Source organism: Streptomyces sp. SLBN-118 (assembly GCF_006715635.1).
Lineage (GTDB): Bacteria > Actinomycetota > Actinomycetes > Streptomycetales > Streptomycetaceae > Streptomyces.
The window spans coordinates 913,450-939,031 of the sequence record NZ_VFNP01000001.1; the positions used below are offsets into that span (position 1 = coordinate 913,450).

Annotated in this window: 22 protein-coding genes; 12 read left to right on the forward strand and 10 right to left on the reverse strand. The window is 69.6% G+C overall.

Annotated features, from left to right (window positions below; genetic code table 11):
- Positions 1-193 precede the first annotated feature (193 nt).
- The 7 genes from FBY35_RS04260 to FBY35_RS04290 all read left to right on the forward strand — a co-directional run bounded on the left by FBY35_RS04260 (position 194) and on the right by FBY35_RS04290 (position 8,707).
- Positions 194-3,082: an AAA family ATPase gene (locus tag FBY35_RS04260; RefSeq protein ID WP_260848507.1), complete on the forward strand. Its 2,889-nt coding sequence runs from the start codon at positions 194-196 to the stop codon at positions 3,080-3,082.
- 258 nt (positions 3,083-3,340) lie between these two features.
- The gene (locus tag FBY35_RS04265; protein ID WP_142212492.1) at positions 3,341-3,751 is read left to right on the forward strand and encodes a hypothetical protein; all 411 of its coding nucleotides are present in this window, start codon (positions 3,341-3,343) and stop codon (positions 3,749-3,751) included.
- A gap of 278 nt (positions 3,752-4,029) precedes the next feature.
- The gene (locus FBY35_RS04270; protein WP_260848508.1) at positions 4,030-5,229 is read left to right on the forward strand and encodes a branched-chain amino acid ABC transporter substrate-binding protein; all 1,200 of its coding nucleotides are present in this window, start codon (positions 4,030-4,032) and stop codon (positions 5,227-5,229) included.
- Positions 5,230-5,243: 14 nt separating this feature from the next.
- On the forward strand, positions 5,244-6,134 hold the full coding sequence (locus FBY35_RS04275; protein ID WP_142212493.1) for a branched-chain amino acid ABC transporter permease: 891 nt from the start codon (positions 5,244-5,246) through the stop codon (positions 6,132-6,134).
- Positions 6,134-7,189 (forward strand): branched-chain amino acid ABC transporter permease, encoded by a 1,056-nt coding sequence (locus tag FBY35_RS04280; protein ID WP_142212494.1) that lies wholly within the window; start codon positions 6,134-6,136, stop codon positions 7,187-7,189. Before FBY35_RS04275 ends, FBY35_RS04280 begins: the two co-directional genes overlap by 1 nt.
- Positions 7,186-8,004: an ABC transporter ATP-binding protein gene (locus tag FBY35_RS04285; RefSeq protein WP_142212495.1), complete on the forward strand. Its 819-nt coding sequence runs from the start codon at positions 7,186-7,188 to the stop codon at positions 8,002-8,004. The genes FBY35_RS04280 and FBY35_RS04285 overlap by 4 nt, the downstream gene beginning before the upstream one ends.
- Positions 7,997-8,707: an ABC transporter ATP-binding protein gene (locus tag FBY35_RS04290; protein ID WP_142212496.1), complete on the forward strand. Its 711-nt coding sequence runs from the start codon at positions 7,997-7,999 to the stop codon at positions 8,705-8,707. Before FBY35_RS04285 ends, FBY35_RS04290 begins: the two co-directional genes overlap by 8 nt.
- A gap of 32 nt (positions 8,708-8,739) precedes the next feature.
- Here the strand turns inward: FBY35_RS04290 and FBY35_RS04295 are convergent, their stop codons facing one another.
- The 10 genes from FBY35_RS04295 to FBY35_RS04340 all read right to left on the reverse strand — a co-directional run bounded on the left by FBY35_RS04295 (position 8,740) and on the right by FBY35_RS04340 (position 19,600).
- On the reverse strand, positions 8,740-9,462 hold the full coding sequence (locus tag FBY35_RS04295; RefSeq protein WP_142212497.1) for a GntR family transcriptional regulator: 723 nt from the start codon (positions 9,460-9,462) through the stop codon (positions 8,740-8,742).
- A 219-nt stretch (positions 9,463-9,681) separates the two neighbouring features.
- Complete coding sequence (locus tag FBY35_RS04300; RefSeq protein ID WP_142212498.1) at positions 9,682-10,947, reverse strand: alpha/beta fold hydrolase; 1,266 nt, start codon at positions 10,945-10,947, stop codon at positions 9,682-9,684.
- A gap of 128 nt (positions 10,948-11,075) precedes the next feature.
- Positions 11,076-11,795: a GntR family transcriptional regulator gene (locus tag FBY35_RS04305; protein ID WP_142212499.1), complete on the reverse strand. Its 720-nt coding sequence runs from the start codon at positions 11,793-11,795 to the stop codon at positions 11,076-11,078.
- A 46-nt stretch (positions 11,796-11,841) separates the two neighbouring features.
- The gene (locus tag FBY35_RS04310; protein WP_142212500.1) at positions 11,842-13,224 is read right to left on the reverse strand and encodes an aldehyde dehydrogenase; all 1,383 of its coding nucleotides are present in this window, start codon (positions 13,222-13,224) and stop codon (positions 11,842-11,844) included.
- The gene (locus FBY35_RS04315; protein WP_142212502.1) at positions 13,221-14,225 is read right to left on the reverse strand and encodes a proline racemase family protein; all 1,005 of its coding nucleotides are present in this window, start codon (positions 14,223-14,225) and stop codon (positions 13,221-13,223) included. Before FBY35_RS04315 ends, FBY35_RS04310 begins: the two co-directional genes overlap by 4 nt.
- A 28-nt stretch (positions 14,226-14,253) precedes the next feature.
- Complete coding sequence (locus FBY35_RS04320) at positions 14,254-15,159, reverse strand: dihydrodipicolinate synthase family protein (RefSeq protein ID WP_142212503.1); 906 nt, start codon at positions 15,157-15,159, stop codon at positions 14,254-14,256.
- Positions 15,160-15,231: 72 nt separating this feature from the next.
- Positions 15,232-16,695 carry an NAD(P)/FAD-dependent oxidoreductase gene (locus tag FBY35_RS04325; RefSeq protein ID WP_142212504.1) on the reverse strand — a complete coding sequence of 488 codons (1,464 nt, stop codon included), beginning with the start codon at positions 16,693-16,695 and terminating at the stop codon, positions 15,232-15,234.
- Entirely contained in the window at positions 16,676-16,990 is a 315-nt protein-coding gene (locus FBY35_RS04330; RefSeq protein ID WP_142212505.1) for a (2Fe-2S)-binding protein, read from the reverse strand. The genes FBY35_RS04325 and FBY35_RS04330 overlap by 20 nt, the downstream gene beginning before the upstream one ends.
- A gap of 27 nt (positions 16,991-17,017) precedes the next feature.
- Positions 17,018-18,169 (reverse strand): FAD-binding oxidoreductase, encoded by a 1,152-nt coding sequence (locus FBY35_RS04335; protein WP_142212506.1) that lies wholly within the window; start codon positions 18,167-18,169, stop codon positions 17,018-17,020.
- A 60-nt stretch (positions 18,170-18,229) separates the two neighbouring features.
- Positions 18,230-19,600 (reverse strand): aminopeptidase P family protein, encoded by a 1,371-nt coding sequence (locus tag FBY35_RS04340; protein ID WP_260848509.1) that lies wholly within the window; start codon positions 19,598-19,600, stop codon positions 18,230-18,232.
- A 126-nt stretch (positions 19,601-19,726) separates the two neighbouring features.
- Between FBY35_RS04340 and FBY35_RS04345 the strand changes: the two genes are divergently transcribed.
- Genes FBY35_RS04345 through FBY35_RS04365 form a run of 5 tightly spaced genes read left to right on the forward strand, consistent with a single transcriptional unit; the run spans position 19,727 to position 25,392 of the window.
- Complete coding sequence (locus FBY35_RS04345) at positions 19,727-21,481, forward strand: ABC transporter substrate-binding protein (RefSeq protein WP_142212507.1); 1,755 nt, start codon at positions 19,727-19,729, stop codon at positions 21,479-21,481.
- A gap of 14 nt (positions 21,482-21,495) precedes the next feature.
- Entirely contained in the window at positions 21,496-22,428 is a 933-nt protein-coding gene (locus FBY35_RS04350; RefSeq protein WP_142212508.1) for an ABC transporter permease, read from the forward strand.
- Entirely contained in the window at positions 22,425-23,411 is a 987-nt protein-coding gene (locus tag FBY35_RS04355) for an ABC transporter permease (protein WP_142212509.1), read from the forward strand. The genes FBY35_RS04350 and FBY35_RS04355 overlap by 4 nt, the downstream gene beginning before the upstream one ends.
- Positions 23,411-24,415: an ABC transporter ATP-binding protein gene (locus FBY35_RS04360; RefSeq protein ID WP_142212510.1), complete on the forward strand. Its 1,005-nt coding sequence runs from the start codon at positions 23,411-23,413 to the stop codon at positions 24,413-24,415. The genes FBY35_RS04355 and FBY35_RS04360 overlap by 1 nt, the downstream gene beginning before the upstream one ends.
- Complete coding sequence (locus FBY35_RS04365; protein WP_142212512.1) at positions 24,412-25,392, forward strand: ABC transporter ATP-binding protein; 981 nt, start codon at positions 24,412-24,414, stop codon at positions 25,390-25,392. Before FBY35_RS04360 ends, FBY35_RS04365 begins: the two co-directional genes overlap by 4 nt.
- Positions 25,393-25,582: the final 190 nt, after the last annotated feature.

The window sequence follows — 25,582 nt, forward strand, 5'->3', positions numbered from 1 at the left end:
ACGCGTGGTCACTGCGCCCGGGCCGAAAGGGAGAGGTCTTCTTGATCAAAACCGCGATCATCCGACGGTCGTCGTTTCGCGCTTCGCTGGAGCGGGTCTAGCGTGGTGGGTACGAGGCTGCGGGCGTGACGCGGGATGCAAGGGGCAGCCGCCCAGCCCGTGGCCCTGGCGAACGGTTGGGTGCGTCATGGTGGTGAGTCTCGATCCCAGCCCCCGCGCCGCGGGCGGCGGGGGCTTCGCCTTTGTGGGCCGTCGACGGGAATCCGGTCTGCTGCGGGGCGCCCTGCAGCATCCACCCGCAGTGGTGCTGATCGAGGGAGAGGCGGGCGTCGGCAAGTCCCGCCTGGTCAGCGAGGTGACTGCGGACCTGGTCGGCCAGGGCGGGCGGGTCCTGTACGGGTCCTGCCACCCGCTGCGCGAACCCTTTCCCTATGGGCCGGTCATCGACGCCCTGCGCCAGGCCGGCCCCTATTTGCCGCCGGCCCCGGAGATGTCCCCGCTGGCCGGCGTCCTGGCGCCGCTGCTGCCGGAACTGACCGACCACTTGCCTCCCGCCCCTGCCGACGTGCAGGAGAGCGGGGCTGAGCGCTACCAGCTGGTACGGGCGGTGCGCGCGGTCCTGGAGGCCTGCGGCACTGCGATCCTGGTCATCGAGGATCTGCACTGGGTGGACGAAGCCACCCGCGAGCTGCTGCTGCTCCTGGCCCGCGACCTGCCACCGCGCTTGGGCCTGGTGCTCACCTACCGGCAGGAAGAGCTGCCGCCGCGCGCGCCCGTCCTGGGCGCGGCCTATCGCCGCCCGCCGGGCACCAGTGGCGCGGAGATCCACCTGGCTCCGCTGACCAAGTCAGACATCCAAGACCTGACCGCTGCCGCCCTCGGCCCCCGTGCCACTCACGCACTGGGCCGCATCCTGTTCGAGCGCAGTGCGGGCCTGCCCTTGGTGGTCGAGGAGGACCTGATCACCCTGAGTGAACAGGGACATCGGGGATACCTGAGCGTCGAGGTCGTCGATCCGGTGACCAGGCTCGGCCAAGCGGTGGTGCCTCGAGGGCTGCGGGAGGCGGTATCCACACGAGTGCGAGGCCTGTCGGCGCAGGCGGTGGCGGTGGCGGAGGCCGCCGCGGTGCTGGCGGTGCCCACCGCGGAACCCGTGCTGACCCAGGTCGCCGATCTCGACCCTGAACAGGGCATGGAGGCCCTGATGGAGGTGCTGGGCGCCGCAGTACTGCGCGAGAACCAGCCGATGCAGTACGGGTTCCGCCACGCTCTCGCCCAGCAGGCCGTCTACCAGACCATCCCGGGTCCGCGGCGTCGCCGCCTGCATGAGCGGGCGATCGCGGCCCTGCGCACATCGGACAGCCCCTCGCTGGTGCAGATCGCCCATCACTTCCGTGCCCTGGGCGACTGGGAGGGCTGGCTCACCCAGGCCGAGGCGGCCGCCGCTCAGGCGCTCGCGCTGGGTGACCAGGGCACCGCCGCCGCCCTTCTGCACACCATCCTCGCCGAACCCGGGCTGGATGAGGATGTGCGTACCCGCGTAGCGCTGGCCCTCAGCCGCACCGCCACCTACAGCGTCGAGTACACGGCGTCGGTGGCGGTCCTGCAACGAATCCTGTCCGACCCCCAGCTGCCCACCACCACCCGCGGTGAGATCCGCGTCGGGCTCGGCCTCATCCTCACCAGTCAGGCCGGCGACCCGGCAGGCATCCGGGAGCTGGAAAGCGCCATCGATGAGCTGGGCGACCAGCGGCCCGAGACCGCCGCGCACGCGATGAGTCATCTTGCCCTGTGGGCGACGTTCAGAGGGCGGCCCGCCGCGGAAGCACTGGCCTGGATCGAGCGTGCCGAGCGCGCTGTGCAGGCCAGTCCCGATGAGGCGGCGCGGGCCACGGTGCACGCCAACAAGATCGCGGTGCTGACCCAGCTCGGACATCCGAAGGTGTGGGAGCTGATCGACCACCTGCCCCGGGAAGGCAGAGACCTGGCCGTTCTGAGGCAGACCGCCAGGGCGCTGTACAACGCGGCCGACGCCGCGCTGGATCTCGGCCACGACGATCGGGTCGGCGCCCTGCTCGAACAGAGCCAGGAACTCGCCCACCGCACCGGTGCCCCGCATCTTGACGCCATCGGCCGCATACTGCGCCAGGAACTCGCCTGGTACTCGGGCGCCTGGGGCGACCTGGAGGCCGCCTACGCGTCCTTGTTCGCCCAAGTCCAGGACATCCTGATGCTGGAGGTTGAGGGATCGCTGGTTCTGGGGGCACTCGCCGAAGCCCGCGGACAGTGGAGCCAGGCTCTGAAGAGGTACACCACCGCGAGAGACGCGAGTGACTACGCGGTCTGGACCGCCGATGCGGCCGCCGGAATCGGCCGGGTCAGGCTTGCCCAGGGTGAGCCCGAGACAGCGTGGGCGATCAGCGCCCCGGCAGCGGACAGCCTGCGGCACGGCGGGCCCTGGCTCAGAGCCTCAGCCGTGGTTCCGGTCGCCGTCGAGGCCGCCCTGGCCACCGCGCGGCCCGAGTCGGCCACGAAGCTGACCAGGGATTTCGAGCGCGCAATCGAGGGCCAGGACGCGCCGGCCGCCACCGCCCACCTTCACCTCTGCCTCGGACTGCTGCTGCGCGACGACGACCCGGCCCGGGCTCGCGATCACTTCGACCGTGCACGCGCCACCTTCCAGGGCATCGGCCGCCCCTACCCCACAGCCCAGGCCGCCGAACACGCCGCCCGCACCCTGATCCCCACCACGCCCCACCGTGCCGCGCAGGACCTGACAGAGATCGACGAGATCTACCGGCACCTGGGGGCCACCTTCGACGCCGCCCGCTGCCAGCGCACTCTGCGCGACCTCGGCGAAGCCCGCCCGCCGGTCGGACGCCGCAGCTACGGCGAGCAGCTCTCCCCCCGCGAGCAGGAAGTCGCCTGCCTTCTCGCCACCGGCGCCACCAACCGCGACATCGCCCATGCCCTCTTCCTCTCCCCCCGCACCGCGGAACACCACGTGGCCAGCGTCCTCAAGAAGCTCGGCGTCACCAGTCGCCACGCCGTCCGCGACGCCCTGCCCACCAACAACCCATAGGTCGCCGCGGTACCTCATGCGTGTCGGCCGCTGCGGCCGACCCCATAGGCACACGGGGGCTGTGTACTACGTAGCGTTCCATTCCACACCCGGTACCTCCTACCCAGCGATCTTCGGTACGGGCCGCCACCGGTGACCGGACTGTGTTCGTCCGGCCATGGACGTGGCCGCCTTCTCTCCGTCTCCTGGAAGCACCGGCCACATACATCCGGGGAAATCCCCTTATGGCCGGGGAATCCGATGGCGGAGGAGACATGCATGAACCTCGACATCACTGTGCACGGCACCGCCGGGATCGCGGGATACCTTCGGTGCTTTCCCTTCGATGCCTGGGGAATGGAAACGCATCGGATCGCACTTCGCAGCTACGCCGAAGTACTCGGGCTGCCCGAGCCCTCGATCCACCTGGACAACGGCTTGCGCTCCCCAGGCCCGCTGCCCGGCCTGGAAAGGCTGATGGACCTGGTGGCTCGCGGCAGCTACGGCGTACTGCTGATCCCCGGACCGTTCGTCTTCTCCGTGCGTGATCTCGAGGCCGCCGCAATCGTCGGACGGATCACCGGCTTCGGCTGTACGGTGCTCGAACTCCCGCCCCTTCACGTCCCGAGGCACTCCGGACCGGAGCCGCCTTGTTCGCTGGCACTGTCTTCGATCCGAGCCGCGCGATGAGGGCGTCTTGCTCCACACCCTGTCCGACGGGCCGGCAGGGGCTTGCGAGAGACCGGCCTGGATAACGGTCGGGTTCCAGCCATTGACCGACTACTCCAGCGCGATGTGAAATGTCACACGGCACATTGCGCGGCCACGGCTCATACCCGGAAGAGGGAAGAGCCGCGTCCTGAGCCGGCCGCCACGTGCCGGCTGCCACTCACCGTGTCACCCGCCTACCGATCCCCCAGGTCCTCCCACCCGACCGTCCGCATTACCTCGCAGAGGAGCGTGCCCCCGTGAAGAGACCCACCATCCCCGTCCTGCCCCGAACCGCCCACGCCACGTCCCGCGTTGTGGCGCTGACCTCGCTTTTCGCAGTGGCCGCACTGTCCACCACGGGCTGCAACGGACTGGCCGGCGGCAGCTCCGAGGCTGACGACAACGGCCCCATCGTGCTCGGGATGGACATACCGATGTCCGGCAGCAGCGCGGACATCGGCCCGTACATGAAGAACGGCGCACAGCTTGCGATCGACGAGATCAACGCCAAGGGCGGCGTGCTCGGCCGGAAGCTGAAGCTGCAGGTCGAGGACGACGCCTGCGACCCCAAGACCGCGGTCGCGGCGGCCAGCAAGCTGGTTGCGGCAGGCACGGTCGTCTCGGTCGGCGGCTATTGTTCCGGCGCCACGCTGCCCACCCTGCCGGTCTTCGGCAAGCAGAAGATCCCCATGATCATTCCGGCGGCCAACTCCAACGAACTGGTCGCGCAGCAACTCGACCACGTCTTCCTCATCAACGGCACCGGCAGCCAGCAGGCGGTCGCGGCGGTCAAGTGGCTCACCAAGGAGGGAGCCAAGAAGGTCGCCGTCATGGACGACAACACCAGTTACTCCAAGGACATCGCCGACCTCACCTCGGTCAAGCTGGGTGTGGGCGGCGCTCCGGCCAGGGCCGGTGAGGATTCGGTCAACCCCGGTGAGAGCGACTACAGCCCGAATGTCACCAGCGTGCTGAAGTCGAACCCCGACTACATCTACTGGACCGGCTACTACCAGGAGGGCGGCCTGCTGATCCGCCAGTTCCGCCAGGCCGGCTACAAGGGCAAGTTCCTCGTCGGCGACGGCTCGGTCGACGCGAAGCTCGTCGAGATCGCGGGCGCCGCGAACGGCAAGGACGTCTACGCGACCATGACCCAGACCCCCGAAACCACTCCGGGTGCCGAGAGCTGGATCGCCTCCTACAAGAAGAAGTTCGGCTCCCAGCCCGGCCCGTACTCGACCCAGTCCTACGACGCCGTGCGGGTCGCGGCCGAGGCCATCAAGAAGGCCGACAGCACCGACGGCGACAAGATCATCACGGCGCTCGAGGGCCTGAACGGCTTCGACATCTTCTCCGGCCCGCTGAAGTTCACCGATGAACACACGCTGAGCAACGGCGGATTCGTGATCCTGGGCGTCAGGAACGGCAAGTTCGTCCTGCAGGACTCCCTCAAGTAACCGGAGGGGTTCGCATGGCACAACTCATCTGGAACGGGCTGTTCGTCGGCTCGTTCTATGCCCTGGTCGCCCTCGGCTACAGCATGGTCTACGGGATCATCAAACTGCTCAACTTCGCCCACGGCGACCTCTACATGCTCGGAGCGTTCTCGGGATTCGCGCTGCTCGGTACATTCGGCGCCGTTCCCGGCGGTTCGCTCGTCGCCCTGTTCGTGGTGCTCGTGCTGACGATGCTGGTGGCCGGCCTGAGCGGAGTCGCGCTCGAGCGGGTGGCCTACCGGCCGCTGCGCGGAGCACCGCGGCTGTCGCTGCTCATCACCGCGGTGGGTGCGTCATTCGCGCTGGAGTACGGGGTCCGCATCTTCGCGGGCCCCAACCCGCGGGTGTATCCGGTACGCCTAGACGGCACCGCCGTGTCGGTGCTCGGCGCCAAGATCACTGTTCAGCAGCTCGTCCTCATGGTGGTCGCCGTCGGTCTCATGCTGACGCTCAACGCGCTCGTCATGCGCAGCCGCCAGGGCCGGGCGATGCGCGCCATCGCGCTGGACCCGAAGGCCTCTTTGATGATGGGCATCGATGTCGATGCGGTCATCTCCCGTACGTTCTTCATCGGTTCGGCCCTTGCCGGAGCGGCCGGAGTCATGGCGGGCGCCTACTACGGGAAGATCGACTTCCTGATGGGCTTCATCATCGGGCTCAAGGCGTTCACCGCGGCTGTCATCGGCGGCATAGGCAACCTGAAGGGCACGATGCTCGGTGGCCTCGTCCTCGGTCTGCTGGAGTCCTTCAGCACCGACTGGTTCGGAGGCGAATGGCGCGACGTGTTCGCCTTCGGGTTCCTCATCCTCTTCCTGACCGTGCGGCCCACCGGCCTGCTCGGCGAACGTGTCACGGAGCGCGTGTGATGACGGCAGTCCAGAACCAGAACCCACCGGTCAAGCCGGTCAGGCGCCGTGGACCCTCGGTCATCACGCGGGCTCTGGAAAGCCCAAGGCTCGGCTGGGGCGGGCTCGCGATCGGCCTGCTGGCCCCGTTCGTGACCGCCACCCCCTATGCACTGAACGTGATGACCAGCGCGGCGGTCTTTGTGATGCTCGCCGTCGGGCTGAACATCGTCGTCGGCTACTGCGGCCTGCTCGACCTCGGCTTCGCCGCCTTCCTCGCCGTCGGGGCGTACACCGGCGGCATACTCGCCACGCGGCTGAACCTCCCCCTGCTGGCCACCGTGCCCGTCGTCGTTGTGGTGACGGTGGTGGCCGGAGTGGTGATCGGAGGCCCGACGCTACGGCTGCGCAGCGACTATCTGGCGATCGTCACCCTCGGCTTCGGGGAGATCATCCGGATCGTCGCCAACAACCTGGACATCACCGGCGGTCCTTCGGGGATCTACGGCATCCCCGGGCTGCTCGGCGACACGCTCTCCGATCCGGTCGTCTTCTACTACGCCACCGTGGTGATCGTCGCGGTTGCGGTGCTGTTCGCCGCCCGGCTCGGCCGCTCCCGTATCGGCCGTGCCTGGCGGTTCGTCCGGGAGGACGAGGATGCGGCCGAAGCCAGCGGAGTCAATACGTACCGGGTCAAACTGGCGGCCTATGTCGCGGGCGCGGTCTGGGGAGGGCTCTCCGGCGTCCTGTTCGCCGCCCAGCTGTCGGCGGTGTCCCCTGCCAGCTTCACGTTCCTGCAGTCCGCCCTCGTCCTGATGGCGGTCGTGCTCGGCGGCATGGGCTCCACCCGCGGTGTCGTGGTCGGCGCCGTCGTCATCAGCCTGCTCCCCGAACTGCTGCGGGACCTGGCGGACTACCGGTTCTTCGTGTTCGGCATGCTCCTCATCGTCGTGATGCTGCTCCGTCCCCAAGGCCTGTGGCCGCACCGCGTACGCGACCCCGACGACATGGCGTCCCGTGCCCCCAGCACGCTCGGCGTTCCCGTGACCGCCTCGTCGGCGAAGGAAGACGAATGATTCTCGAAGTCAAGGATTTGCGGCTGGCCTTCGGGGGAGTCCGCGCTGTCGACGGCCTCACCTTCTCGGTCGGCGAGAGTGAGATCGTCTCGGTCATCGGCCCCAATGGTGCGGGGAAGACGTCCGCGTTCAACTGCGTCAGCGGGTTCTACAAGCCGACCGGGGGTACGGTCCGGCTGGCGGGTCAGGACGTGACGGGCCGGCGCCCGTCGGCGATCGCCGCCTGTGGCCTCGCTCGTACCTTTCAGAACCTGAGGCTGTTCGGCGAGCTGTCGGTGCTGGACAACGTACGGGCGGGCACGCATCTGTGGCTGCGGCAGAGAGCCGTCGACGCGTTGTTTCACACCCCCCGCTACCGTCGCAGCGAGCGCGAGGCCACCGACGAGGCCAACAAGTGGCTCGACTTCGTCGAGCTGCGCGGTGACCGCGGCGGCCTCGTCCGCAACCTCCCCTACGGCGAGCAGCGCCGCGTGGAGATCGCCCGTGCTCTCGCCCGGCGGCCGAAGCTGCTCCTGCTGGACGAGCCGGCCGCAGGGCTCAACCACGGCGAGAAGGCCGAACTGCTCACCCTGATCCGCCGGATCCAGGAACTGGGCATGGCGATTGCGCTGATCGAACACGACATGGGCCTGGTCATGGAGGTGTCCGAGCGGGTGGTCGTCCTGAACTTCGGCAAGGAGATCGCGGACGGCCGTCCGGACGACGTGCGACGCGACCCGGCGGTCATCGAGGCGTACCTCGGCCGGGATGCCGACGACGACGAGGTCCACGCCGCTCGCACGGAACTCGTGGGGGAAGGAGCACAGCATGCTTGAGATCCACGGCCTGGAAGTCAGATACGGAGGAGTGCAGGCGCTGCGCGGCCTCGACCTCACCGTCGGCGAAGGGGAGACCGTCGCCTTGCTCGGCAACAACGGCGCCGGCAAGACCACGACGCTGTCCGCCGTGTCAGGACTGGTCAAACCCGCTGCGGGCCGCATCGTGCACGAGGGCGAGGACATCACCAGGACGTCTCCGCCGAAGATCGTCGCACGCGGGGTGGTTCACGTCCCCGAGGGGCGGCGGATCTTCAGCACGCTGACGGTGCACGAGAACCTGCTGATCGGCGGATATCTGGTGCGCGACGGGGCCGAACTGGCCCGACGGGTCGACGAGGTGTACGAACTGCTGCCCCGGCTGGCCGAGAGGCGGACCCAGCACGGCGGGACGCTGTCCGGCGGCGAACAGCAGATGCTCGCCATGGGCAGGGCCCTCGTCGCCCGCCCCCGCCTGCTGATGCTCGACGAACCGTCGATGGGGCTTGCCCCGCTCATGGTCGCCGCCGTGATGGAGGTGATCCGGGACATCAACCGCGGGGGCACCGCCGTGCTCCTCGTCGAACAGAACGCCAAGGGGGCGCTGAAGATCGCGCACCGTGCGTATGTGATCGAGAACGGTGAAACGGTACTGGAGGGGGCTGCGGCCGAACTGTCCGCCGACTCCCGCGTCGCCGAGGCCTATCTGGGCGGGGTCTCGTGACCCCTCTCAACGCCGGCGCTACGCCCGACAATTCAGGCGGAGCGCTTCCCCGTGCCGCGCGCCGCTCGCTTGGTTCCGGCCGAGGACGTCTCGCCCCTGCCCGCCCACAGGGAGCGGACATGTCCCAGGTGCCTGGCCATGCACTTCTCCGCACCCTTCGCGTCACCCGCGAGCATCAGGTCGAGGAGCTCCAGGTGCTCCTCGGCCGAGGGAATCAGCTCGCCGCCCTCGTCCAGGGCGGTGAGCCCGTACAAGCGCGAGCGCTTGCGCAGGTCACCGACGGTCTCGACGAGGCGGTCGTTTCCTGAAAGGCCGAGGAGCGTCAGATGGAACTCCAGGTCGGCCTCCAGGTACCCGATCACGTCGTGGTCACGGGCCGCCCGAACGATCTCCTCGGCGACCGGGCGCAGCGCTTCCAACTCCTCGCGTGTGGCGCTGCGGGTGATCCGGCCCACCGTGGGGATCTCGATCAGGGCGCGGATCTCGGTGTACTGATCGAGGTCGCGCTCGTTGATTTCGGTGACCCGGAAGCCTTTGTTACGGACGGGCTCGACCAGGCCCTCGCGGGCGAGGTCGAGCATCGCCTCCCGCACGGGCGTGGCGGAGACGCCGAAGTCCTCAGCGAGCGTCGGCGCCGAATACACGACGCCCGGACGGAGCTCTCCGGAGATCAGGGCGGCCCGAAGGGCGCTGCTCACCTGGTCGCGCAGCCGCTCCCGGGTGGCGTTGAGATCGGTGTGCTTCAGGTGCCCCATGGAGGTGATGATCCCTTCGGTTCGGTATGAACCCAACGTACAGTGTCACGTTGTTTTGGGAGGTGACAGGGTGTGCGTCCGGCTGGAGGTGTAGAACTCCAGGTCGGCGCGGCCCTGTTCGTGCGGCCCGCGACAAAGGACTGTGTCCCGGCTGCCGTGGAGCCGGGGCACAGCTGTGCGCGTTGCGCTGCGTGGTAGTCGACGGACAGGACGGGTGGGTTACGCGCGGCCTGCGGCGAGGTCCATCAGGCGGGCCAGCACCCGGCCTCCGGAGGAGGAGATCCCGTCGTGTTCCCACTCATTGGTGACCCATACACGGGTGGCGCGGACCTCGCGCGCGGTGCGCAGGGAGAGTCCGGCGTCGACGTACATGTCGTCGTGGTAGACGATCGCCGCGAGGGGGACCTCGTTGGCGGCGAGGCGGTGGGGGTCGTACAGCGGCGGCCAGCCTGTGTGTTCGGCCAGTAGGTCGGCAGCGTCCGCGAAGGGCCGTAGGCCCGTGATCTCGCGGAACATCCAGGGGTAGATCATTTCTGCGGTCAGGAGGAGGGGGTCCGCCTCTTCGGTGAATTCGGAGAAGTCGGCGAGGGCCCGGGAGGCTGCCCAGCCGGTCGGGCCGGCGCCCTGCCCGTAGAGCGTCTCCTGCATCACGGCGAACAGCGGGTTGTCGGTGAAGCCGGTCTGGTTCATCACCTGATGGAGGAAGGTGTCGGTCAACTCGCCATCGGCGTCCACGGATTCATCGAGCAGCCAGTGGAGCCGTTCGAAGCCGTCGCCCATGCCGAGGGCGAGGCCGAGGGTGCGCAGACGGCGGGTGGTGAGCCGGTCCCCATCGGGCAACCGGACCGCTCCGGTCGCGAGGAGATCGGAGATCTTGCGGAGGCGGGAGGCGTCCTGCGGGTAGCGGGCATAGAAATCAAGGACCCGGTCCCGGACCCGTGGGTAGGTGCGGGCGTACACGTCGTCGGCGGTGGCGGCGAGCCCGGGAAGACCACCGGTCACGTAGCAGGCCCGCAGGCCCTCGGGCGCCCGGGAGAGGTAGGTGAGGGTGATGAAGCCGCCGTAGCTCTGGCCGAGCGTTTCCCAGGGTTCGTCACCGCAGAGGCGACGGCGGATCAGTTCGGCGTCGGCAACGATCGAATCGGCACGGAAGTGGCCGAGATACGCGGCGAGCCGGGCGGGGGAACCGAAGCGGGAGGCGACCCGAGCGGTGACCGGTGTGGAACGGCCCGTGCCTCGCTGGTCGAGCAGGAGCACCCGGTGGGTCTTGAGCGCCCTGGCCAGCCAGCCGGGTGAACCGGCTGACGGGCGGGGCGACTTGCCGCCCGGACCGCCCTGCAGATAGAGCAGCCAGGGCAGCCGCTCGCCCGTACGAGCCGGGTCGACGACCTCGCGGGCGAAGATCTGGATGTCCGGCCCGCCCGGGGCGGAGTGGTCCAGGGGAACGGTGACGACGTGGTCGACGGTCGCGTTGGCGGGATTCATGGTCCCTTTCTTGGCCCAGGGGGCCGCAGCATGAAGTGTGACATTTCACAGTCAGCATGCTGTGACCAGCCGTCGGCGGGGAGCCCCCGCCTCCCCATAACCCCAGGTTATGGAGGGCCCCTGCCGTCTCAGTGGGCTGCGGTTTGCCCCGACCGGGCCCGCACCCTGCCGGACTTCGCCGCGGTCTCGCTCTTGGCCCAGAGCGAGCGGACATGTCCCAGGTGCCTGGCCATGCACTTCTCCGCGCCCTTGGCATCGCCCGCGAGCATCAGGTCGAGGAGTTCCAGGTGCTCTTCGGCCGAGGGAATCAGCTCGCCTCGCTCGTCCAGGGCGGTGAGCCCGTACAGGCGCGAGCGCTTGCGCAGGTCACCGACGGTCTCGACGAGGCGGTCGTTGCCGGAGAGGGCGAGGAGCGTCAGATGGAACTGCCGGTCGGCCTCCAGGTATCCGATCAGGTCGTGGTCACGGGCGGCCCGGACGATCTCCTCGGCGACCGGGCGCAGCGCTTCCAAATCCTCGCGTGTGGCGCTGCGGGTGATCCGGCCGACCATGGGGATCTCGATCAGCGCACGGATCTCGGTGTACTGATCGAGGTCGCGCTCGTTGACTTCGGTGACCCGGAAGCCCTTGTTGCGCACGGGCTCGACCAGGCCCTCACGGGCCAGGTCGAGCATCGCCTCCCGCACGGGCGTGGCGGAGATACCGAAGTCCTCGGCAAGGACCGGCGCCGAATACACCTCACCGGGCCGCAGCTCACCGGAGATCAGGGCGGCCCGCAGAGCGTGGGCGACCTGGTCACGCAGCCGCTCCCGGGTGGCGCTGAGATCGCGGTGCTTCAGGTGCCCCATAACGGTGGTGATCCTTTCATGCCGAGCAGGTCGGCATCCTACAATGTCATATTGTTCTTGCAGGTGACAGGGTGTAGGTCCGGCTGGAGGTGTAAAACTCCAGTGCCGCCCGGCCCTGTTCGCGCGGCCCGTGGCTGGATGTCTTGGCGCCTCCGAACGGCAGGTGGAAGTCGACGCCGGTGGACGGCGCGTTGATCCTGATCATCCCGGTGTCGAGCCGGTCGAACCCGTGCAGGGCCGTGTCCAGGTCGGCGGTGTGCACCGAAGTGACCAGGCCGTACGGCACCGAGTTGCCGATCCGGACCGCGTGGGCCAGGTCGTCGGCGGGCAGCAGCGCCGCGACCGGTCCGAAGACCTCCTCGCGCAGCAGCCGGTGCCCCGGGGGGACCTTCTCGACCAGAGTCGGGGCCGCATACCAGCCAGGCCTGTCGGGCACGGTGCCGCCGGCCAGCGCGCACAGGCCGTGCCAGGCGTCGCAGACCTGGTCGCGGGCGTGCTGGTTGATCAGCGGCCCGCACACAGTCGCCGCATCGGACGGATCGCCGACCTGGACGGCCCGCAGTGCCTCCGAGAGCGCCTCGCGCAGGGGGTCCAGGGCCGCGCCGACCGCGATCACCCGGCTGGTGGCGGTGCACTTCTGGCCCGCGTACCCGGCGATCGAGGCGGCGATGTGGGTTGCGGCCTGCTCGATGTCCGCGTCCGGGAGGACGATGGCCGCGTTCAGGCCGCCCATCTCGGCCTGGACCGGGATGCCCCGGGCCGTGGCGGCACGCGCGACGGCCTGGCCCACGGCGGTCGAACCGGTGAAGGAGACGACATCGGCGGAGGAGACGAGCGCGTTCCCCTCGGTCGCCCCGCCGGGCAGGACGGTGAACACCCCTGCCGGCAGGGCCCGCTGGATGATCTCGCCCAGGCGCCCGGCACAGGCGGTGGCCTCGGGGGCGGGCTTGAGGACGACCGCGTTCCCGGCCGCGAGCGCCGGGGCGGCCTTCCAGCTCGGAATGGCGAAGGGAAAGTTCCAGGGCGTGATCAGTCCGGCCGCGCCGTGCGGCCGGCGGCGGGTGAGCAGCAGGCCGGGGCCCACGGCGGTCTCGTGGACGGCGCCGACGGGCTCGTAGGGGGCCTGGGCGTAGTAGCGCCAGATCGCAGCCGTGCGGACGACTTCGGCGCGGGCTTCGGCGCGGGGCTTGCCCACCTCCCGGACGGCGAGCGCGGTCAGCTCGGCCTCCGCGGCATCGATGGCGTCGGCGACCTCACCGAGGGCGGCCGAGCGGGCGGCCGCCCCGCCGAGCAGCCATCCCGGCTGGGCGGCGCGCGCCCGGTCCACGGCGTCGACCGCCGCGAAGGCGCCGGGCGCCGGAATCTGCAGGAGTACGTCGGACGGGTCGGCCGGATTGCGCGATGCGATGAGGGATTCGGTGGCGGTCACAGGAGGAAACCTCCGGGGAAGGGGTCGTCCGGGTCGAGGAAGTACTGGGCGGTGCCGGTGATCCAGGCGCGGCCGGTAACGGTCGGCACGACGGCGGGCAGCCCGCCGACAGTGGTCTTCTCGATCAGGCGGCCGGTGAAGCGGGTTCCGATGAAGGACTCGTTGACGAAGTCGCGGCCGAGGGGCAGTTGCCTGCGCGCGTACAGCTGGGCCATCCGGGCCGACGTGCCCGTGCCGCACGGGGAGCGGTCGAACCAGCCGGGATGGATGGCCATCGCATGCCGGGAATGGCGGGCGTTGGAGCCGGAAGCGGCCAGGTACACATGCTTGACTCCGGCGATCTCCGGTTGCTCGGGGTGCACGGGCCGCTGTGGCGAGGCGTTGATCGCGTCCATGATGGCCAGCCCGGCGGCCAACAGCTCGTCCTTGCGCGTGCGGTCGAACGGCAGCCCCAGCGCGTCGAGTTCCACGAAGGCGTAGAAGTTCCCGCCGAACGCCAGGTCATAGGTGACCGTGCCGTGGCCGGGCACGGAGATCTTGTTGTCCAGAGCCGCGCAGAAGGCCGGCACATTGGTGAACGTGACGGCTGTGGCCGCGCCGTCCGCCACCTGGACCTCGACGGTCACGAGCCCCGCCGGGGTGTCGAGCCGGACCGTGGTGACCGGTTCGCTCACCGGCACCATGCCCGTCTCGACGAGTACGGTGGCGACCCCGATGGTGCCGTGTCCGCACATCGGGAGGAGCCCTGAGACCTCGATGTAGAGGACTCCGAAATCGGCGTCGGGGCGGGTGGGCGGCTGGAGGATGGCACCGCTCATGGCGGCATGGCCACGTGGCTCGTACATCAGGAGCGTCCGGATGTGGTCGAGGTGCTCGATGAAGTGCAGCCTGCGCTCGGCCATGGTGGCGCCGGGGATGACCCCGATGCCACCGGTGATCACCCGCGTGGGCATGCCCTCGGTGTGTGAGTCGACTGCGTGGAAGACATGGCGCGTACGCACGGGCTTCCTTTCGGTCAGCGGGCGGGTGTCAGTGGTGGCCGTCGGCGACGGCCTTCTCGGTGGCGGCCCGCACGCCCGCCTCGATCGCCCCCGTGAGCGGGAAGCGCGGCGGGCGGGAGGGGCCACCGCGGCGGCCCACGATGTCCATGGACAGCTTGATGGACTGGACGAACTCCGTCTTCGAATCCCAGCGCAGCAGCGAGTGCAGGGACTTGTAGAGCGGCAGGGCGGTGTCCAGGTCGCCGGCGACAGCGGCGTGGTACAGCTCGGCGCAGCTGGCGGGGAAGGCGTTGGGGTAGCCGGCGATCCAGCCGACCGCACCGGCCATGGCGAGCTCGAGCAGGACGTCGTCCGCGCCGATCAGCAGATCCAGTTCCGGGGCGAGTTCGGCGATCTCGTATGCGCGCCGTACATCGCCGGTGAACTCCTTCACGGCGACGATATTGCCGTCCTGGTGCAACCGGGCCAGCATGCCGGGCGTGAGATCCACCTTGGTGTCGAGCGGATTGTTGTACGCGACGACCGGGACCCCGGACCGGGCGACCTCGGCGTAGTGGGCGTGCACGGCCTGCTCGTCGGCCCGGTAGGCGTTCGGGGGCAGCAGGAGGACCGAGCCGCAGCCCGATTCGCCCGCCTGCTCCGTCCAGCCCCGGGCCTCGGCGCTGCCGTAGGCGGAGACGCCGGGCATGACCCGCGCGCCGCCCGCCGCATCGACCGCGGTGCGCACCACGCGCGCCCGCTCCTCGTCGGTGAGGGTCTGGTATTCGCCGAGCGAGCCGTTGGGTACGACACCGTCGCAGCCGTTCTCGATCAGCCAGGAGACGTGCTCGGCGTACGCGTCGTAGTCGACGGACAGGTCGTCCCGCAGTGGCACCGCGGTGGCGACCATGATCCCGCGCCAGGGGCGCGTACTGTTCCAGGTGGTGGCCATCATGTCAGGTCAACCCTTCTATAGTGTGTGACATTTTACTGGTGAATGTGCGGTGCCCACAAGGCCAAACGCGGATCAGTCGCCGACGCCCGGTGCCGAGTCTGTACGGACCCCGGTGGGTTCGTCGAGCGAAGCGAGTGCCGAGAGCGGAACGGGCACAGCGAACGGACGGCGTTCGACGGGCGGCTCCACGGCACCCCCGCGTGCCGCGAGGCACGCCACAGCCGCGCCGCACATCCGTCCCTGGCACCAGCCCATGCCGGCTCTGGTGAGCAGTTTGACGGTACGTGCGTCGCGGGCCCCGAGGTCGGTGACGGCTTCGCGGATGCGTCCTGCCGTCACTTCCTCGCAGCGGCACACCTCCGTGCCGTCGGTCAGCCAGCTGGTCCAGCCCGCTGCCGGTGCATGACTGAGGGCCATCGCATCGGCGAAGGCGCGCATCCGGTCCCGGCGACGTTGCAGCTCGCGAACGCGCTCCTCGCGCACAGGGCGCCCGTACAGTCTGGCAGCCGCCGCGAGCCCGGCCAGTTCCCCTTCCGAGCGGGCGAGCTGCGCGCCACCGACTCCTCCGGTCTCCCCTGCGGCCCACAGACCGCGCACAGAGGTTTCCTGAAGCCCGTCCAGAGCCACGGCGGATGTTCCGTCGGGCAGCGGGCGGGTGGCGCAGCCGAGTGCGGTGGCCAGTTCGATCTGGGGGACCAGGCCGTGCCCGACGGCCAGCGCGTCGCACTCGATCCGGCGCCCCGACCCCTGGACGGGACGCCAGTCGAGGTCGAGGCGACTGACGGTGACGGCCTCCACCCGGTCGGTGCCATGCACCTCGGTGACCGCGCTGCGCAGCCGCACCCGTACGCGATGCCGGAGCAGAGCGGCACCGTGGACCGCCGCCTCGACCCATTTGCGCGGGTTGGCCGCGAGCGCGCGGGGATGGCGGGCGTACCCCAGATAGCCGGACGCCTCGATCACGGCCGGGACCTGCGCGCCGGCGGTGGCGAGCGAGGAGGCGACCGCGAGCAGCAGGGGCCCGCTGCCCGCCACGACAACGCGCTTACCGGGCAGCACCAAGCCGGACTTGAGCATGGCCTGCGCTCCCCCGGCACCCACGACACCCGGCAAGGTCCAGCCGGGAAAGGGCAGTTGGCGTTCGTACGCCCCGGTCGCGAGCAGCACCGCACGGGCCCGCACCCGCACCGACCGCTCCGCCGTGCCGTCGGCCCCGGTGACGGCGTGCACCGCCCACAGGGCGCCCTCCTCCTTCGTGACGGCCCAGACATGGTGTCCGCGCAGAAGGCTGACGTCGCTCTGCTCCAGTCGCCGGCGCAGCTGCGCGAAGGCGGACCAGTCATGGTGCAGGGCCTCGGGCCGCGCCGCGCCGATGGCCCGCGCAGGATGCCGGTAGAACTGCCCGCCCGTCTGGGGCGAGGCGTCCAGCAGGGCCACGGACAAGCCCAGTCCGGCTGCCGTGACGGCGCCCGCGAGACCGGCGGAGCCCGCTCCGATCACCGCGAGGTCGTAGGGATCAGACGCCGAGATCGGCATGACCGTGTCCCTCCTGGGTGGTGATCACGTCGCCGGGGCGGGCAGGCACCAGGCAGGCCCTGTGGTTGGGCTCCCCATTGACGATGGCAAGGCAGTCGTAGCATTGCCCGATGCCGCAGAAGGCACCCCTCGGGCGGCCGGTGTTGCGCGTGGTGCGCCAGGCGAGGATGCCCGCGGACCACAGGGCCGCGGCGACGGACTGCCCGGGCAGGGCGGTGACCGGGCGGCCGTCCATCGTGATCTCGAATGACGGGCCGGGGTTCGCTCCCACCAGTTCGGCTGGGGTACGGGCCACTGCGGGCCTCCTCTCATAGCTGACGGGTCAGACGGCGACTTCGAAGCGGTCGGGCCTGAACGGGCCCATGTCCAGGGATGGCTCACCACCGACCAGTGATTGTGCGATGAGCAGCCCCGTGGCCGGGGCAAGACCGATCCCCGCGCCTTCGTGACCGCAGGCGTGCAGCAAGCCGTGCACCCGTGGATCGGGGCCGATGGCCGGCAGATGGTCGGGCAGGTACGGGCGGAACCCGGCATATGTCCGCATCGCCCGGACCCCGGCCAGGAACGGGAACAGTGCGGTGGCCTGTGCCGCCAGGCGGCGCAGCACCTCGGTCGACAGCGTGACGTCGAAGCCGACCCGTTCCCGGCTGGCGCCGATCAGGACCGGGCCCGCGGGGGTGCCCTCGACCACCGCCGAGGTCTGCAGCGCAGCCGAGCCGCTGGCGACATCGGCAACATAGTCGGCCGCGTACACCTTGTGCCGCACCACGCGCGGCAGGGGTTCCGTGACGAGTACGAAACCGCGGCGCGGCAGCACAGGAAGCTCGACGCCCGCGAGCCGGGCGAACTCGCCACCCCAGGTACCGGCCGCATTGATCACGTACGGGGCATGCACCTCGCCGGCCACGGTACGCACCCCCCGCACCGATCCGTCCGCCGCGGTCAGCAGGCCCCTGACCTCCTCGCCGAGGCAAAGACGCACCCGATCACCCCCCGCGCGCAGCAGATGCGCGGCTGCCAGGGCCGGCATGACCTGCGCATCCTGGGGGTAGTGGAAGCCGCCCGCCAGGCCGGGAGCCAGATGCGGCTCCAGGTCGTGCAACCGGTCCCCCGGGACTTCCTCCGCCCGCACACCGGCCTTCTCCTGTCCGGCCGCGAAGTCGCGCAGCGATCGCATCCCGTCCTCACCGGAGGCGACGACGAGACCGCCCTTGGGCTCGTACTCGATCTGCGGCGGGAGCAGTTCGGCCAGCTCCCGCCACAGCCGGGCGGACAGCATTGCGAGATCGAGTTCGGGTCCGGGCTCTTTGTCGGAGACCAGGAGATTGCCTTCGCCGGCCCCCGTGGTGCCGCCCGCGACGGGGCCGCGGTCGATCACGGTGACGGAGAGGCCGACCCGAGCCGCGTAGTAGGCGCAGGCCGCGCCGACCACGCCGGCACCGACAACGATGAGGTCCGAGGTTCTCGTGGGCACGCTAGTAATATTTCACATTACACTGGCGATGCCAAGTGTTTCGCGTGATCCGCCGACGGCTCACCCCTCCAGCAGGGTGCCCATCCACGCCTCGATGGCGGCCGGCGTCCTTGGCAGCGCGTCGGACATCAGTCGTGCCCCCTCCGAGGTAATCACCAGATCGTCCTCGATGCGTACGCCGATGCCACGCAACTCAGGGGGCAGTGTCTCGTCGTCGGGCTGGAGGTAGAGCCCGGGTTCGACGGTCAGGACCTGCCCCTCCTCCAGGATCCCGTCGAGGTACACCTCGGCCCTCGCCTGTGCGCAGTCGTGGACGTCCAGGCCGAGCATGTGCCCGCTGCTGCACAGGGTGTACCGGCGATGGAAGTCTCCCTCGGCGCTCTTCAGCACCCCCCATTCCTTGAGCCCTTCGGCGATCACCCGCATGCAGGCCCGGTGGAAGTCACGGAAGCTCGCGCCCGGCTTCAGGGCCGCGATGCCCGCTTCCTGTGCTGCGAGGACGAGTTCGTACACCTGCTGCTGCACCGAGGAGAAGCGCCCGGAGAGCGGGAGGGTGCGGGTGATGTCCGCGGTGTAGAGGCTGTCGGTCTCCACACCCGCGTCCAGGAGCAGCAACTGCCGTGCGTCCAGCGGCCCGTCGTTGCGTATCCAGTGCAGCACGCAGGCATGGGCGCCGGAGGCCGCGATGGTCTCGTAGCCGGTGCCGTTGCCCTCGACGCGGGCGCGCAGACCGAAGACGCCTTCGATCCAGCGCTCGCCGCGCGGATGGGCAAGGGCGCGCGGCAGAGCCCGTACGACATCTTCGAAGCCGGTGACGGTGTGGTCGACCGCGAGTTGGAGCTGGCCGAGCTCCCAGGCGTCCTTCACCAGCCTCAACCCGCTCAGCACTGCGGCAAGTTCCGCATCCGATGCCGCGTTCCTGCCGGGCGGCAGGTCGCCGTACCCGTCCAGGTGTACACATCTGATGCCGGTCATCCGCTCGGCCTCCGCGAGGTCGGGACGGCGCCCGACCCAGAACTCGCCGTAGCGGCGGTCCCGGTAGAACGCCTCACCGGTGCGCAGGGAGCGGGGCCGGATGTACAGCACCGCCTCATGACCGCTCGGCCCGTCCGGTTCAAGGACCAGGACGTGCCCAGCCTGCTCCTCTCCGGCGAGGCCCGTCAGCCAGGTGTAGGCACTGTGCGGCCGGAAGCGGTAGTCACAGTCGTTGGAGCGGACCTTCAGTTCTCCCGCAGGGACGATCAGGCGCTCCCCGGGAAAGTGGGCCGAGAGCCGGTCGCGCCGGGCGGGGGTCAGGTCGGCGACGGTCAGCCTGATCTCCTCGGGCAACGAGGTGTCCGCCCAGTCGCCCGCCATGAAGGACGCGAACTCGGATGAGACGGGCAGATCATGGCTCACCACGCCAATCCCGGCTGTTACTGACTCGTTCAACTGGGCCTCCTCGGACACAGATGAGTAACGGACGTGCCAATGCCTTGAGAGTACAATTTCACATTACTATGTTACCGGTCACATTCCAGTTTTCTGACTGGCCGACTGTTCTCGGAGTGACCACTGATGAACAAGCGCACCCTCACCGCCGTCGCCACCGCCCTGGCGGCGACCATCGCACTCGGCGCAGCCGGCTGTTCCGGCTCAAAGCACCCGAGCGGGGGCCAGGGCTCCGGCGGAGGCAAGAACCCGGCGACCGCCAACCAGGGCGAGGCAGTCGGCGGCACTCCGCAAAAGGGCGGCACCCTCACTGTCCTGTCCAACCAGGACTTCACCCACCTGGACCCCGCCCGCAACTGGGTGATGAGCGACATGGAGTTCGGGACCCGGCTGCTCTACCGCACCCTGGTCACCTACAAGGCAGCCCCGGGCACGGCGGGCGGTGAACTCGTCCCGGACCTGGCGACCGACCTCGGCACCTCCTCCAACGGCGCCAAGACCTGGACCTTCCACCTCAAGCAGGGAATCAAGTACGAGGACGGCACGCCCGTCACCGCGCAGGACATCAAGTACAACGTGGAGCGGTCCTTCTCCCCCGACCTGCCCGGCGGCGCCGACTACGCGGCCCGCTACCTGGCCGGCGCCGAGGGCTACCAGGGGCCGGCCGGGGGCAAGCACCTCGGCTCCATCAAGACGCCCGACGACCACACGATCGTCTTCGAACTCCGCAAGCCCTTCGCGGAGTTCGCCAGCGCCACCGTCATGCCGACCTTCGCCCCGGTACCCAAGGGGCAGGACAAGGGGCCTCAGTACGACAACCGGCCGTTCTCCTCGGGTCCGTACAAGATCGAGTCGTACCAGCGCGGCAAGAAGCTGGTGCTTGTGCGCAACACCAACTGGGACGCCTCGACCGACGAGGTGCGCAAGGCGTATCCGGACAAGCTGGTCATGGTGATGGGGCTCAAGGCGAACCAGATCGACGACCGGCTGATCGCCAGCCAGGGCGCCGACTCCTCCGCCGTTTCCTGGGGTGCGCTGCGGCCGGAGAGCGCGGCCAAGGTGCTGCCCAACGCGGAGGTGCGGGGGCGGCTGATCGCCGAGTCGACCAACTGCACGGACATGGTCCAAATGCACACCGGCCGGGCCCCGTTCAACGATGTGAGGCTCCGCAAGGCGGTGCAGTACGTGCTCGACAGGGACTTGGTCCTCACAGCTTCCGGCGGGCCGGCGTTCAATGACCTGTCCACCGCCTACATGCCCGCCACCCTCTTCAACGGCAAGCAGCCCGACACACTGAGGATTCCCGCGACCGGTGACGTCGAGAAGGCGAAGCAGCTGCTGAAGGAGGCGGGCAAGCCGGACGGGTTCGAGACGAAGATGACCGTCTCGACCGGGGACAAGGGGCGGGCCGAGGCAATCCAGCAGTCGCTGGGCAAGGCCGGGATCAAGGTGACCATCGAGACCGTCGACCCGTCGGCGTTCTACGCGACGATCGGCGACACCAAGAACCGCACCGACATCGCGTACACGGGCTGGTGCCCCGACTACCCGTCCGGCTCCACCTTCCTGCCGTTCGTCTTCGACGGCCGCTACATCAAGGAGAAGGGCAACTCCGGCAACCACTCGCTCTTCCGCGACGAGCCGACGATGAAGCGGATGGACGAGATCGCCGCCATGACCGACGCCAAGCAGGCCAACACCGCCTGGCAGCAGCTGGACGGCGAGATCCTCGCCAAGGCCCCCGCCGTACCCGTCCTGGTCCGCCGCTGGCCCCTCGTGCTCGGCAGCAACATCGCGGGCGCCTACGGTCAGACCTCCTTCGGCGGTCAGCTCGATTACGCCTCGGTCGGCCTCAAGGACCCCTCCAAGAGCCAGGGCTGAGGGCTCGTCAGATCATGGCCACCACAACCGCACCGATTGAGGTTCCGGCGGGCAGCGGCCCCTGGCAGCTGGCCCGCGCGGAACTGCGCCGCCGCACCTCCGTCAAGATCTCCCTCGTCATTGTCGTCCTGTTCGTCGTCATGGCCGCCGCCGCCCCGCTGCTCAGCGGGCTCGGCGGCTGGTCGCCCGACGAGTTCGACAAGTTCGCCGTCGACCCCTACCTGGGCGGGCAGCCGATCGGTCCGCTCGGCGGGATCTCGGCCGACCACTGGCTGGGCGTCGAACCCGTCACGGGCCGAGACCTGTACGCCCGGGTCCTGCACGGCGCCCAGGTCTCCCTGCTGATCGCCTTCACCGCGACCGCGATCGTCGTGGTCGCCGGGACGGCGGCCGGGATCGCGGCCGGCTACTTCGGCGGCCGCACCGACACGGTCCTCAGCCGGCTCATGGACCTCACCATGTCCTTCCCCTCCCTCATCTTCATGATCGCGATGATGTCCGTGGCCAAGGACGTCAACCGGATCGTCCTGATGACCGCCGTCATCGGCCTGTTCGGCTGGCCCGGCATCGCCCGGGTGGTCCGCGGCCAGACGCTCTCGCTCAAGCACCGCGAATACGTCGACGCCGCGCGGGTGGGCGGTTCGGGGCCCTGGCGGATCCTCACCCGTGACATCCTCCCGGGGGTCGCGGGGCCCGTCATCGCGTACACCACCCTGATCATCCCGGGCATGATCGCCACCGAGGCGGCCCTGAGCTATCTGGGCGTCGGCGTCCGCCCGCCCACCCCCTCCTGGGGCCAGATGATCGCCGAGAGCGTCGCCTTCTACGACACGGACCCCATGTACTTCGTCATCCCGAGCATCTGTCTCTTCCTGACCGTGCTCGCGTTCACCCTCCTCGGCGACGCGCTGCGGGACATCCTCGACCCGAGGGGAAGCCGCACATGATCATGTACGTCGGCCGCCGGCTGATCGCCGTGATCGGAGTACTGCTCGCGATCGCCGCCGTCACCTTCACCATCTTCTACGTCCTGCCCTCCGACCCCGCCGCCGCGGCCTGCGGCAAGTCGTGCAGCGCCGAACGCCTGGAGGCGATCCGGGCGAACATGGGCCTCGACCAGCCGATCTGGCGGCAGTTCTGGGACTTCCTCAGCGGAATCTTCACCGGCCGCACCCTCGGCACCGGCCAGTACGCACTGCACTGCGGCTTCCCCTGCCTCGGCTACTCGTACGAGAACAGCGAGTCCGTCTGGGGCCTGCTGATGGACCGGCTCCCGGTCTCCGCCTCGCTCGCGTTCGGCGCGGCCGCGCTGTGGCTGCTGCTCGGCCTGTCCGCCGGGGTCACCGCGGCCCTGCGCAAGGACACCCTCGTCGACCGGGTCCTGATGGTCGGCGCGGTCGGCGCCGCCTCCCTGCCGGTGTACTTCACCTCGATGATGCTGATCTACGGACTGATCCGGGTCGCGGGTCTGCTCCCCTATCCGCAGTACGTGGCCTTCGGCGCCGATCCCCTGGACTGGGCGAGCAATCTGCTGCTGCCATGGCTGGCGCTCGCGATCCTGTACGCGGCCATGTACGCGCGCCAGAGCCGCAGCTCGATGATCGAGACGATGGCGGAGCCCTTCATCCGCACCGCCCGCTCCAAGGGCCTTCCGCGCCGCACGGTCGTCGTCAAGCACGGCCTGCGCGCCGGCATGACCCCGATCCTGACCATCTTCGGCATGGACCTGGGCGGGCTGCTCGCCGGTGCCGTGATCACCGAGTCCATCTTCGGACTACCCGGCATCGGGCGGCTCTTCTACGGCGCGCTGACGAGCGGCGACCAGCCGGTCATCCTCGGCGTGACGCTGCTCGCCGCCACGTTCATCGTCGTGGCCAACCTGGCTGTCGACCTGCTGTACGCCGTCGTCGATCCGAGGGTGAGGCTCTGATGACTGACCTTAAGATTCTGTTGAGCGTCAGGGACTTGAATGTCACCTTCGCCACGAAGCACGGGCCCGTAAGGGCTGTGGACTCGCTCAGCTTCGACGTCCACCGGGGCCGCACGCTCGGCATCGTCGGCGAGTCGGGCTCCGGCAAGTCGGTGACCTCGATGGCCGTGCTCGGACTGCACACCGGCGCCGAGGTCACCGGCTCGATCAGCCTCGACGGGCAGGAGCTGGTGGGGATCCCGGAGCGGGAGCTGAACCGCCTGCGCGGCCGCAGGATGGCGATGATCTTCCAGGACCCGCTCTCCAGCCTCCACCCGTACTACACGGTCGGTGAGCAGATCTCAGAACACCACCGGGTCCACTTCAACTCCCGCCGCTCCGTGGCCCGCAGACGGGCCGTGGAGATGCTCGCCGAGGTCGGTATCCCCGAGCCCGAGCGTCGCGCCGGAGAGTATCCGCACCAGTTCTCCGGCGGCATGCGGCAGCGCGTGATGATCGCAATGGCGCTCGCCTGCGAGCCCGAGCTGCTCATCGCGGACGAACCGACCACCGCCCTCGACGTCACCGTCCAGGCCCAGATCCTGGAGCTGATCGCCCGACTGCAGGAGGAGCGCGAGCTTGCCGTCGTCATGATCACCCACGATCTGGGTGTGGTGGCCCGGGTCGCCCACGAGGTCCTGGTGATGTACGGAGGGCGCGCCGCCGAACAGGCCCCGGTGGACGACCTGTTCGCAACCCCCGCCCACCCCTACACCAGGGGCCTGCTCGACTCGCTTCCTCGTCTCGACGACGCCGACGACGTGCCGCTGCGAGCGATCCCCGGCAGCCCCCCGTCCCTGCTGGCCCCCGCATCCGGCTGTGCGTTCGCGCCCCGCTGCGTCCGGGCGGCCGACGGCTCTCCCAGCGAGCGGCTGCGCTGCGACACCGAGCGGCCCCTGCTCTCCGGACCGGTCGGCCATCCGGCCGCCTGCCACTTCCCCGCGTACGAAGGCGTCCCCTCATGACCAGTACAGCTCAGCCACTCCTCAGCGTGCGGGATGTCACGATGGCCTTCCCTGGAAGGCGTCGCGGTGCGGCTCCCGTGCGGGCCGTGGACGGCATCAGCTTCGACGTGGCACCCGGGGAAACGCTGGGCCTGGTCGGGGAGTCGGGCTGCGGCAAGTCCACCACCGGCCGCATGATCGTACGGCTGCTCGAACCCACCACAGGCACGATCAGCTATGACGGCCACGACATCAGCCACCTCTCCCAGCGCAAGCTCAAACCCCTGCGGCGCAAGCTCCAGATGGTCTTCCAGGACCCGCACTCCTCCCTCAACCCACGCCAGACCGTGGCCAGGATCATCTCCGATCCCCTGCTGGCGCAGGGGAGTTCAGCGGCCATGGCACGCAAGCGCGCGGCCGAGCTGATGGACCTGGTGGGGCTCATCCCCGAGCACATCGACCGCTATCCGCACGAGTTCTCCGGCGGCCAGGCGCAGCGCATCGGCATCGCCCGCTCGCTCGCCACCAACCCCCGGCTCGTCGTCGCCGACGAACCCGTCTCCGCCCTCGACGTCTCCGTGCAGGCCCAGATCGTCAACCTCATGGAACGGCTCCAGCAGGAACTGGGGCTCGCGTACGTCTTCATCGCCCACGACCTCTCGGTCGTCAAGCGGGTATGTGACCGGGTCGCCGTCATGTACCTCGGCCGGATCGTCGAAATCGGCGACAAGGAAAGGGTGTACGCGGCCCCGGCCCACCCCTACACCCGGGCGCTGCTCTCCGCGGTGCCCCTGCCCGACCCCGCGGCCGAGCGGGCCCGTGAGCGCATCACGCTCCTCGGCGACCCGCCGAGCCCGGCCGCTCCCCCACCGGGCTGCACCTTCCACCCGCGCTGCGCCAAGGCCCAGGCCGTGTGCCGGACCGAGGCGCCACTGCTGCGGACCGCCGCACCGGGCGAACCGCGGCAGGTCGCCTGCCACTTTCCCGAGGCGGCCTGAACAGGTTGTGCCCCGGATCCGCACAACGGATCCGGGGCTCACACGCAAGAGCCACTGCCTTTCCCAGCAGCACCGGTACGTGCTCGGCGGCTCCGGCCATGAGCGGGTCGTCGAGCGGCACGTTTCCCGCACACTGGCCCGGTGTGAGGGCGGCCGGCAGTTCAGTGAGTGCGAGCGAATTGCCCTCCGC